The organism is Psychromonas antarctica, assembly GCF_022267535.1.
In the GTDB taxonomy this organism is placed as follows: Bacteria; Pseudomonadota; Gammaproteobacteria; order Enterobacterales; family Psychromonadaceae; genus Psychromonas; species Psychromonas antarctica.
Genome location: NZ_JAHNZV010000092.1, coordinates 1 through 10,983, shown reverse-complemented (window position 1 = coordinate 10,983; position 10,983 = coordinate 1). Strand labels below are relative to the sequence as shown.

Below are 10,983 nucleotides of genomic sequence, written 5' to 3'. Positions count from 1 at the left end.
ATGTCTCTTGTTGTATTATCCTTTGTCTAGTTAACAAGTATTTTACCACAATGAGACATCAACCTCTTTAAAATCATCGAGTTATTTGGGTTTTATTGTTTGTTTTGAATCCCGAAACTTGAGTTATTATTAAAGGGGTGACCTTTTGAAGTGTTCTTTATAAAATAAAAAATCGTAACCAATGAACCTCCCAAACTGATAGATTGGGAAGTTGGATTAGCAGGTTAGTTAGAATGATAGAAAGTGTCTGCTTTATTTTGAAATAGTAATCTTCGTTTATGGCTCATTTCCGTTAAAACTAATTACATTCTCAATGTGCGGTTTCTTTCCATTTTCCCGCTAATTTTTCATTCGTGCGGAAATCGACAACATTTGGAGAGATATCTATTTGCTCTTTCTCGGCATTTTTTACATTGGCTTCTTTTAATTTCTCTTTGCGCTTCTCTGCTCGCTTGGTCATTAAAAGGGAGGGAATAGTAATAAATGCTAAGCTTAAAGATCTTTTCGCTAAATCATAACCGCCAGTTATAACAACTGTTTCAATAAGTGTTTTATAGCTTTCATCTCCAACAACTTGAACTAAATAAGCAATAAATTCAGTATATGTGCAACCTGCTCTAGCTTCTTTAAACGCCCAAACTATTCCACTTTTACCCTCTTGATATAAAGGAAGCTCTAGCTCTTTGGTAACTAACTCAAGCTCAATTAAAGCGGTTATAGTGGTATCCAAAACACCGGAAGAAACTACCCCAAGCCCTTTTAATTCAGAGTAATAGCCCGTAGTAAGTAATGACACAGGATCACTCTCATAAGGTAAATCAGTTTTAAAGGTGATAGTTCCTAACTCCTGAGCATTATTCAGCTTAGAAACTTGAGATGCTCGATATAGTTTTTTGTCACCAAAACCCAGTGGTATAGGGAGAGAACCATGAGCCCCTGTAAATAAATAAGTTGAGTCATCATCTAAAAAGTCTTCATTTTGTGCAAAAATAAACTCTTGAAGAAACTTGTCAATGCGCATATTCAGCTTAAAAAGCGGTATAGTCACGCCGTCTGATTTCTCGAAATAAGCTTTGGCCTTTACCTTATCTACAGTTTCTTTTAGCGCATCAAAACGACCGAAGTTGTTGAGGTTTGTCTCGTCAACCTTGTCAGCCAATAACGCCATCAGCTTACTTTTGTCTAACCCTAAGGCGTTTACCACAGCGTTAATTTGCGCGTTTTCGGCGTTGCCTTTGTAGTCGTTGATGTAATCTCTAAAACGATGGCCTTCAATTAACTGTGCATCGCCACGCTGTAGGTCGTGCAAAAAAAGCTTGGCAAATTTTTGCTCGCCTTGAGTCAGTGAGGAAAATGATTTGTGCAACTCGTTCAGGGTCAACTCTATACTTACCTGATCTTGATGTTGGTTCAGTTCTTTTAAAAACTTATCAAAACGACTGTTCATGTAGTCGGCGTCGATTTTGCCGGTATCAATTTCGGTGAGGTAGCCGCTAATATCAAAGGGTACATCGCCAGCAGATCCAGCGCCGCTACCTTTGCCTACCAGTTCTTTATAGCGCAGCGCTAGGCCTAAAAAAGCTTGCTCATCAATGGCAAGTGTCACGTCATGTGCGTCATCACCTTCACCACAACTATGAGTAAGGTTATTCCAATGCAAGCCTTGTACTTTGGCGGCTGCTAAATGTTGGTTAAAGGTTTTAAATAAATCGGCAAATTTTGCGCAGGCGGCCTCGTCTTCTGGCAGTTTTTCAAAGTTTTCAACGCCAGCGCTAACAAACAATTCGGTAATGTCTGCCACCAATTCATTCATGGCTTCTAGGTTGCTTTCGAGCTTATCTACAAATAAGCCAATGGGTCTATCGCCAGAATATAGTTTTACCGCATCTTCAATATGTTGTTCCATGGTGTGCGGATAGCGGTAATAGCGAATAATGCCGTGGGGTTTGTCGGGGCCAAACAAACGGTTAGTGCGCGAGAAGGCTTGAATAATATTTTGGTATTTAATCACCTTATCTAAATACAAGGTATTAAGCCATTTAGCGTCAAAACCGGTGAGCATTTGATCAACGACTATCAGTAAATCAAGCTGCTTGGCTGGATCTTTATCAATACGCTCATAGGGCTTTTTATGGGCAAGGCGCGCGGCTAAATCCTTTTTGAATTTCGTGTGTTTGGCAAAATCAAAGTCTTGACTATAGCGGGCGTTGTAATCGGCCATTATTTCTTCTAGGCCGTCGCCTTTAAATGTGGGGCCTCGGGCGCCACTGCCGCCATCGTTATCAATGTTTGGATCAAACAATGCCGATATTTTAAGCTCTGGCTTAGCGGCTTTTAAACGGCGGTAATAATCTATGGCCTCGGCGATGCTGTTAGTGGCTAATATAGCGTGAAATTTACTACCTTGGCTGAGCACATCCCATTTATCAATAATATCAGCCACCACTTTTTCTTGGTGGGTATCGGTTAAGTATTGGCTTTTGGGAACATAGTCTTCAATGCCTTTGTTGTATTTACCCGTTGCGTCCTTTTTGCCAGCCATGGGTATATCGTTCATAAAGTGGTTAAACTTTTTCTTTTTGGCAGGGTCGGCCATGGCATCGGCAACGCTATCGGCTTTGGCCTGAGCCAAGGCCACTGCTTGTTTTATGTCGCTGTCTCTAAAGGTGGGCACTTTGTACGGATCAAACCCCAGTACGTTGCCATCACGAATACCATCGGCAATGCTGTAGCGGTGCAGTTCGTTACCAAATACCGTGCTGGTGGTGTTGCCGCTTTTTTCGTTTTCTTCTTGAATCGGCGTGCCGGTAAAACCAAAAAACAGGGCGCGGGGAAAGGTGCGTTTAATGATGCTCAGCATATCGCCAAAGGTTGAGCGATGGGCTTCATCAATAATAAACACTAAACGCTTGGCGCGTATTTTGTCGATGTCGGCCGAGTTAATCGCGGTGCCTTCATCATCAACGGCCTCAAAGATGTTACTCATTTTTTGAATGGAGCTAACAATTAAGGTTTGCGCTGGGTCGGTGCTTTTTAATTTGGTGATTAATACGCTGGTATTTTCGGTGGCTTGTACCTCTTCGCCATCGCTGGCAAAGTTGTTGTATTCAGCCAGTGATTGCGTGCCTAATTCAATTCTGTCCATTAAAAAAATGACTTTATCGGCGTCTTTCGATTGCGCTATAAGTTGCGCCGATTTAAAGCTGGTCATGGTTTTGCCCGAGCCCGTGGTATGCCAAATATAACCACCCAATCTATCGACATTGTTTGCGCTATTACCCATTTGTTGCCAGTTGGTTTTAGCTACCTTGTCGGATATTGCATTGGCGGCGTAATATTGGTAACTACGCATCACTTTAAGTACGCCATCGGACTCATCCGCCACGGTATAAAAGCCAATCAACTGATGCGCCATAGGAATCGACAATAACGTGGAAGCAATGTCTTTCCAGCCGTTTACAGGCTCGTTATTAAAATCCGCCCAGTGGAATTGATAGTCGGGGTTAAACTTACCGTCCATACCAGGGTTGGCAAAGTATTTTGCCTCGTTGGGCTCCATCGCCACAAACACTTGGATCAGTGAAAACAGCCCGCTAAAAATTCCCTCGGCGCTGTATTTTTGTATTTGGTTGACCGCTTGGCTCACAGGTACGCCACTGCGTTTAAGCTCGACATGAATGACGGGCATACCGTTAATGAGTAACAGCACATCGCCACGCCTGTCGTTACGCAGTGGGCTACCGCGTTCAAACTGAGGTTGTTGCACAATTTGATAACGGCTTTGGCCAGCGGCTATTTCTTGGCGGTCGTATATTTTCAGGCTAACTTCTTTGCCTAAATGCAAGGTGTCGGCTGGGTTGTCGCGCTTAATGGCCACGGTTTTACCGTTAATTAAGCCATTGAGTTTTAGCGGGGTTTTTAGCTCTTTTATTTGCTCAATAATTTGCTGCATTTCGCCGCTGGTAAGCGGCACATCATTTAAGCGATCACGTTGTTTATTATTTTCAAATAAAATATCCGCCCAGTTTTGCAGTAAATCGGCCTCGGTTTTATTTTTTAATACCTTAGCCTCCCAACCTTTGTTGGTGAGTACCTCAATAAAGGCCTGTTCAAATTGTGCTTCTGTTTTAAACGTGATCATGGTCGCGGCTCCCTGCTAGACAAACATTTTGCTCAAGCAGGCTTGCTTGATGTTATTGAGTTTGGTGATTTGTTGTTGGTGTTGGTTGATCAAAGCATCGAGTTTTTGGAAGTAGTTGCCGACTTTGGTTTGTTCTTCTTTTGATTCTGGGTAGCTTATAAACTTACCTAACAACTCATCTTTTGTTATTCCTTTTATCGAAGTTCCTTGAACTTGTTCCTTTTCAATTTGCAATTGCTTCCAAATAACGTAAACAGCATATTGTGAATTAATGTTCAAATCGCTCAGTGATAAAAAGTCTTGGCTAGTTGCGTACTCGCTTTGCATTAAAGAAAGCTTTCCTACTCCAACCCGCGTAACGATCGCGATGGTGTTGCCAGAGATCAACTTAGTCGCAGACTTGCTTACTGCTGCTTTAGTAATGTATTTTTTTGCAGTAACAGAACTAACACTTCCGTCTTTGATGTCAGAGGATTGAATCCAAGGGATTTCACCTTGCCAGAAATTTTTCTCGTTAGTCGATGGAGTACCTCCACCAAAAGTTACGCCACAAATTTCGCCAATTGGGTTGCTTAGCCACTCCCCACTAAACCCTTTAAAGCGGATTTCTGGGGTGGTTTCGCCTTGTTTGGGGAACATTTTTTCCAGCATGGCTTTTTTAATGCTACTGAGCTTGTCATGCTTTTGTTGGTGTTGGTTGATTAGGCTGTCGAGTTTTTGGAAAGTGTTGCCGATTTTGGTTTGTTCTGATTCTATAGGCGCATGAAACTTTAATCGTAAAACTGATGGTTTTGAAATATTTTTCATTGAGCCAGATGTACCTGTAGCCAAACCAGATAGAGCTTCTCGCCCTCTATCTGAACCTAAAATATTCGCTATAAACCTTAAATCTCCAAAAGTTGTAGGCTTTGCAGCCCAAAGCCTATCGGGCAGGAAATAATTCAAGAAATTTCGATCTATATATGCATTAGCACCTACTAAATCAGGTGTGTTCATCCTACTAATGATGATCGTATTCTTTAATACTGACTCTTTTAATCTATTTATTTCTCTGGTGTCAGATACAACTTTATTTTCATTCGGGTCAAAAATACCATTTGTCACACAGCTTGTTTTAAGTATTCCAAATTCACCATCATCAGCAGGCTTATCTCCTGAATTTACGCTTACACCTGCATCCAGCGAGCTAATAAATTTAGATAGATGATTCTCTTCCCAATCCCCGCTAAACCCCTTAAACCGAACCTCTGGTACCGTCATATCAACACTCATCTTATGCACCCTTCAACAAGCTAGTGAGTTCATTCAAACCCTGCAGATCAAACTCATTACCTGTCAGTTCGTCCATCAGAGCGGCCAATTCTTGCTCGGTGGTTTTTATCTCGCTGGCGACTTGTGAATAGGTAACCGCGTATTTATCAGCAAGGGCTTGTACTTGGCTAGTGAGCTGGGTAATAACGGCGCTTGGCATGGCGGCAAGCTCAGTGCTTAATGGCGAAATCCATTTAAGGTTAAGCAAGGTATTCACTTGCGCGTCGGTTAAGGCTTCGATGGTGGTTTTGGTTTTTAAGTGCAGTGCGGTGCTTGCTTCTTTTACTGCTTTTTTAAGGGCTCTGTCTTCTTCTATTAATTCGCTTGCTTGAATAATATTGGCCTCAAAACTGTCTTGAGTAAATTTGGTTTTGCTGTCTTTTTGCTCTTTCAAAAAGGTTTTGGCGGCTTTTGCAACTTCGGCGTTTACAAAACCGTCTTTGCTTTCTTTGACGGTATCGGCTTCTTTTTCTTCTTCGCTGAGTGATTCTAAAATTTCTTCCAGCGTGCTGGCGATTTCTGCTAAGCGGTTTTCTTGGCTCGCTAAGGCTTGTAGCTCGCTCTTTAAATGCGTTTGTTGTACTAAATCAAACGGCAGTATGTGGCCTTTCCAGCCCTCTTGCACTTCGGTGTCTTTGCCGTTTTTCTTCTTTATCACCATATTGGGATCAACCAATTTAGTGGCAGTAAAGCCTTCGGTTTGCATCATTTCTAAATCGGCGTTGATGGTTTGCCATTGGTTGTTAAGGTGTTGGTAGGCTTGGTATTTATCTATTAGGGCAATTGGCGCTAGGCGATTAAACAGCTCAACAGTTAACTCGGCCTCTATTTGGTTTCTATTTAACGCTTCCCAGCCTTGTATTAGGGTGGTGTTTAAATAAGGTTCAAAACCTTCAAATGCTCGGTTGTAGGTATTGATAAACTCGACTACTTGCGGATGCTGAGTAATGGTGGTGTTTACGTTTTCTTTGGCAATGGTAAGTTCGCTGTATGCGGCCGATTTTGCGGTAAACAGTGCTTTGTGTAAATCAGGTAAGGCTTGCCAGTAAGTGTGTAGTTCGGCAATTTCGCTGTTAGGAATACCGCCTAACATGGTGGCGTGTAAATCCCAGCTTTGCGCGGCGGCTGATGAGTCAACATAACGCGGAATATTGAGGTTGTAGCCGTTGTCGCGCAGGGTTTGCTTGCTGACTAGTTGCGCGAATTTGTCGATGCTTTCGCGGTTAATGACCGCATCGGTAATACGTTTAATATCAGAAGCTTGCAGCTTGTTGTTTTTGCCTTCTTTTAAAAAGTGTTTTGAGGCATCCACGACCAATAGATCATTGTTTTGGCGTTTTTGCTTAAGTACTAAAATAACGGTCGGGATACCCGTGCCAAAAAAGATATTGGCGGGTAAGCCGATAATGGCATCAATATGGTCATTTTCAATTAACTGGGTACGAATTTTCCCTTCTTCACCACCACGGAACAATACACCGTGGGGCAATACAATGGTCATAATGCCATCGGGTTTCAGGTGGTATAAGTCGTGTAATAAAAAGGCAAAGTCGGCTTTGGTTTTCGGGGCTAGGCCAAAACGCGAATAGCGTGGGTCGCTTTCTTTATGGGTTGAGTCCCAGCTTTGTGAGTATGGCGGGTTAGATACCACGGCATCGACATATAAGGCTTCGTATGAACTTTGCGGATCGCTTTCATCAAAATACGGCCAATCGTCTTCTAGGGTGTCGGCATTACGAGTTTTAATATTACTGGCTTTAATGCCGCGCATAATTAGGTTCATACGCGTTAAGTTGTAGGTGTTGGCTTTGAGCTCTTGGGCGTAATAGGTGATGTTGTCTTTGCTTTTGGCATATTGTGCTACGGCATTACCAATGTTGATCAGCAACGAGCCTGAGCCACTCGTCGGATCGTAAATTTCTATGGTGTCTTTGTGTTTTAATTCATGGGCAACGATATGCGACATCAGCAGCGACACTTCGTGCGGGGTATAAAACTCGCCCGCTTTTTTACCGGCATTGGCGGCGAACTTTTCAATGAGATATTCGTAAATGTAACCCAGTACGTCGTAGCCTTGGTTGCCATTCATGGGAATGCTTTTAATCAGGTGCAGTAAGTCACTGATGGCTTTGGTGCGTTTACCTGCACTTTCACCCAGCTTACTTAAGCCGGTTTCGAGCGTGGTAAAAATACCATCAAACAATTTTTTGTGGTTAATGTGGATGAGTCGGCTAAAGGCCGAAAGTGCATCGCGCACGTTAGACTCGTCAAAGTCAGATTTAGGATCTACCCAAGTAGAAAATAGATTGTCGTAGGCAATAAAATAACCGAGGTTACCTTGCACGTATTTAACGGTTTCTGGGTCGGCTTCACTAAGAGCTTTAATGTCTGCTTCGGTCATGCCTTCTTTGGTAACAAACTGCACTAATTGATCGCTTAGGTATTTGTAGAAGATAAAACCTAAAATGTAGTCTTTGTATTCGTTTGCTTCGATTTTTGAACGCATCTGGTTGGCGGATTCCCAGATTTTGGCGGCAAGTTGTTGTTTGTTCATGTGTAATACTATTCCTAATGCTTAAGTAGCGCGTAAACACTCAAGTTGATTTGTTTACGCTTCAAAAAATTCTTCGTCTATTTTCTTCAGGTGCAATACCTGTTCGTCTCTGCTGCCGATGTTATAGCGCAGCATTAACTTGGCTAATTCTGTTCCGTTTATTAGAACAATACGCATACCTAAATCTTTGGCGGTTTGCACTGCTGATGGCGTGAAATCTGATGTTGTGATAAAAATGCCTTTGTGTGCTTTCTTCAAATTCAAGGCTCCGAAGAAATCACGAATATCACCCGCACCAATATTATTGCCTTCGCCGTAGCGTTTGGCTTGTATATATATCTGATCGACACCAAGAGGGTCTTGATCTATTACGCCATCAATACCGTTATCACCGCTTTTCCCTAGTGCATGAGCGGCACCTTCTCCCGTTCCTCCATAACCCATTGCCAATAGCAATTGGATAAGTAAGTCTTCAAAAAAGGCGGGGGTAATATTGCGAGTACGAGATAGAAGTTCTGACGTGAGTGCATCATTGATAATTTTATAAGCCGCTCGCAGCGCTTCATCTGGAGTAATATCATCCGAATCAACCCCAACAGTAACAGCCATATCAGTGCTAGCATTTTTCTGCTCTTTAAAGGCGATAAATTCATCAAACTGCTTTAAATATTTGTTATCAATAACAACGTTGCTGTCTTGAAGTGCTTTTAATCCGCGCTCTGTAATAACGAAGTGAGCTCGTCTAGTCACTTCCAACATACCCGCTTTTGTCAGATAAGTGCGCGCCCAACCGACACGGTTATCAAGGATGCTTTGCTTGCCACTCGGTAAAGTTTCAGCCTTTTCTTCATCGGTAAGGTTAAACTTTACAGCGAGTTGGTTAATCACATCACGAAGTTTGACTTCGTTGCCGTTAGCTGATTGTGCTATTTCCAGAAATGGGCGCATGAACTGCTGGTAATTTGGAATCATTAACTAGCCTTATTATTTAAACTTCAAGGCACTTAAGGGGTTACCTTATTGCAATTAGAATGTTCGTTATTCAACTTTAAAATAAGTATTGCTAAACTTAGCACATCACATTGATATCAAAAAGAGAATTGCCCGCCTGCAATGGATAAACTTGAGCTAGTAACTAAAATTGCTTAAGAAAGAAACGGCTAATTAAACGGGCTGTATTTGTATCTAGTATTTTTCTAATAAATTCACTGTAACATATTGCCCTTGTTGACAGTTTTCTTGTATCAGTTTTCGTGTTTATCATTTTCATGATGCTTAAGGGTGTAACTAATACAATCATCAATCAATGACCAGTTGCCTGCATACTGAAAACCGATTTCTAATAATCTGTTCATGATGGTCACTCCTTGTAATAAACGCGATTAGCGATGATCTACAATGTTATCTTAGTCGTTATCGAGCAATCGTATTCCAAATATTTTCAGGCATGTATCACCTCTATGAACCCACTCACAGAGGAGCAAAATCACTGTTCCACTACATGCCCGTGTAATGGAAATTACACGCAATGAGTCAGAAGGTGGAACGCTTCGCTATATCGGCATTACACAGGATGATGTTGATAAGGATTTTGTTGATTTGGATATTTAATCGGCTATCTCCAACTACTAGCCCGTGCAAATGCACGGGCTAGTAGTTTCGTGTTTTTCAGTGTTTTTTTAGAATACTAAATGGCATATTTAAATTATTACGTTTTTAAATTTTGCTATCACTGCTTTTTTACTTATGCCTTTTTTGTTGCTGCTAATTACTCATTTAAATAAGGAAAGCTGTCTATAGGTGGTGAAGTAATTAATGATGAAGGTGAAAAAATGTAGCCACTGTTAACTGATGATTATAGCTTCATCACGCTCTGCAATACACTCTAACACCCACTCTTCAACTTCACTTTCAATCTAAGCGACTGCTCGCTCACTCAATGACACGGATTTAGGGGATTTGTTGTTGGCAATATGCTTATAAACCGTTGCTCGTGCTAAGCCCATCATTGTCATTACTTCTTTTAATTTGATGAATTTCATTTTCTTATCCTTAACTGGTTCTAGTCCATCAGATAAGAGCCATTACTAAAAAATAAAAAATCACGGGTTGATTGAAAATATTTGCAGATATATTTCATCACTGTGTATAACCAAACCACCAGCAAAGGAACTATTTATGCTAACTAAAACGAACCAGGTTTACTCCCTAGGTAAGCCAATGACTGAGCACCAGATACTTGAACGAGCGGCAGAGATCATCGCCACTAAATTTATTAGTCGTGATGCGTTTACCGACGCCAAGGCAAGCAAGGAATATTTAACCTTTAAATTGGCTAATTATGAAAAAAAGGTGTTCGCAGTGATGCTGCTAAATACTCAACATCCGTTGATTGAATATCGAGAGTTGTTCTTCGGCACGATTGATAGCGCCAGTATTCATCCGTGTGAAGTGGTGAAAGCCGTATTGGAGGCAAATGCCAGTGCGGTCATTTTTGCTCATAACCACCCTTCAGGTATTGCTGAGCCATCAGACGCGGATAAACGCATCACAACGAGACTTACTGATGCCCTTGGCCTGATTGATGTGCGAGTGTTAGATCATATTGTCGTCGGCAAGAATTCAGTGTCATTTGCAGAGCGGGGTTAATCTAATGGATATTAAATTTAATGTCTGCTGCTTGAATATTAATCCGAAACTTTATGTTCAATTACAAAAAGCGATCCAAGCAAAAGAGGTTGATGCGCAGATCAGTCAGGTTACGGTTAATTACCGAGACAGTTCATATAGTAGTAAAACAGGTAGTCATCCTTATCCTGAGCTAGTAAAAGAGGTTGATTTTGATTTTAGTGCATATTCTCACCCATCGCGATCACCCATTCTCATGTAAGCCGATCACTTGTTCTCATTTATCCCGATCACCTATTCTCATCGATGCCGATCACTTTTTTTAAGTAAAAGGTACTCAAAAATCATT

At 41.5% G+C, this 10,983-nt stretch carries 7 protein-coding genes; 2 read left to right on the top strand and 5 right to left on the bottom strand.

The features are described 5' to 3' along the window. Positions 1 to 310: 310 nt before the first annotated feature. From KSO91_RS13850 to KSO91_RS13825, 5 genes are all read right to left on the bottom strand, one after another. A complete protein-coding gene (locus KSO91_RS13850; RefSeq protein ID WP_238743620.1) occupies positions 311 to 4,141 on the bottom strand; it encodes a type I restriction endonuclease subunit R, EcoR124 family in 3,831 nt (1,276 codons plus the stop codon). Between the two features lie 15 nt (positions 4,142 to 4,156). Continuing rightward, positions 4,157 to 5,413: a restriction endonuclease subunit S gene (locus KSO91_RS13845; RefSeq protein ID WP_238743618.1), complete on the bottom strand. Its 1,257-nt coding sequence runs from the start codon at positions 5,411 to 5,413 to the stop codon at positions 4,157 to 4,159. Position 5,414: 1 nt separating this feature from the next. Next, on the bottom strand, positions 5,415 to 8,006 hold the full coding sequence (locus KSO91_RS13840) for a type I restriction-modification system subunit M (RefSeq protein ID WP_238743616.1): 2,592 nt from the start codon (positions 8,004 to 8,006) through the stop codon (positions 5,415 to 5,417). A 54-nt stretch (positions 8,007 to 8,060) separates the two neighbouring features. Then, positions 8,061 to 8,978, bottom strand: a complete 918-nt coding sequence (locus KSO91_RS13835; RefSeq protein WP_238743614.1) for a restriction endonuclease — start codon at positions 8,976 to 8,978, stop codon at positions 8,061 to 8,063. Positions 8,979 to 9,922: 944 nt separating this feature from the next. Next, the gene (locus tag KSO91_RS13825) at positions 9,923 to 10,048 is read right to left on the bottom strand and encodes an AlpA family phage regulatory protein (protein ID WP_338049775.1); all 126 of its coding nucleotides are present in this window, start codon (positions 10,046 to 10,048) and stop codon (positions 9,923 to 9,925) included. Between the two features lie 136 nt (positions 10,049 to 10,184). Between KSO91_RS13825 and KSO91_RS13820 the strand changes: the two genes are divergently transcribed. Then, positions 10,185 to 10,655: a JAB domain-containing protein gene (locus KSO91_RS13820; RefSeq protein WP_238743612.1), complete on the top strand. Its 471-nt coding sequence runs from the start codon at positions 10,185 to 10,187 to the stop codon at positions 10,653 to 10,655. A gap of 4 nt (positions 10,656 to 10,659) precedes the next feature. Continuing rightward, on the top strand, positions 10,660 to 10,896 hold the full coding sequence (locus KSO91_RS13815; RefSeq protein WP_238743610.1) for a DUF2787 family protein: 237 nt from the start codon (positions 10,660 to 10,662) through the stop codon (positions 10,894 to 10,896). Positions 10,897 to 10,983 lie beyond the last annotated feature (87 nt).

What these genes read in the sequence shown, in the direction of transcription:
- KSO91_RS13850 (WP_238743620.1), bottom strand. Translation starts at nt 4,141, where the DNA reads ATGATCACGTTTAAAACAGAAGCACAATTTGAACAGGCCTTTATTGAG.
- KSO91_RS13845 (WP_238743618.1), bottom strand. Translation starts at nt 5,413, where the DNA reads ATGAGTGTTGATATGACGGTACCAGAGGTTCGGTTTAAGGGGTTTAGC.
- KSO91_RS13840 (WP_238743616.1), bottom strand. Translation starts at nt 8,006, where the DNA reads ATGAACAAACAACAACTTGCCGCCAAAATCTGGGAATCCGCCAACCAG.
- KSO91_RS13835 (WP_238743614.1), bottom strand. Translation starts at nt 8,978, where the DNA reads ATGATTCCAAATTACCAGCAGTTCATGCGCCCATTTCTGGAAATAGCA.
- KSO91_RS13825 (WP_338049775.1), bottom strand. Translation starts at nt 10,048, where the DNA reads ATGAAATTCATCAAATTAAAAGAAGTAATGACAATGATGGGCTTAGCA.
- KSO91_RS13820 (WP_238743612.1), top strand. Translation starts at nt 10,185, where the DNA reads ATGCTAACTAAAACGAACCAGGTTTACTCCCTAGGTAAGCCAATGACT.
- KSO91_RS13815 (WP_238743610.1), top strand. Translation starts at nt 10,660, where the DNA reads ATGGATATTAAATTTAATGTCTGCTGCTTGAATATTAATCCGAAACTT.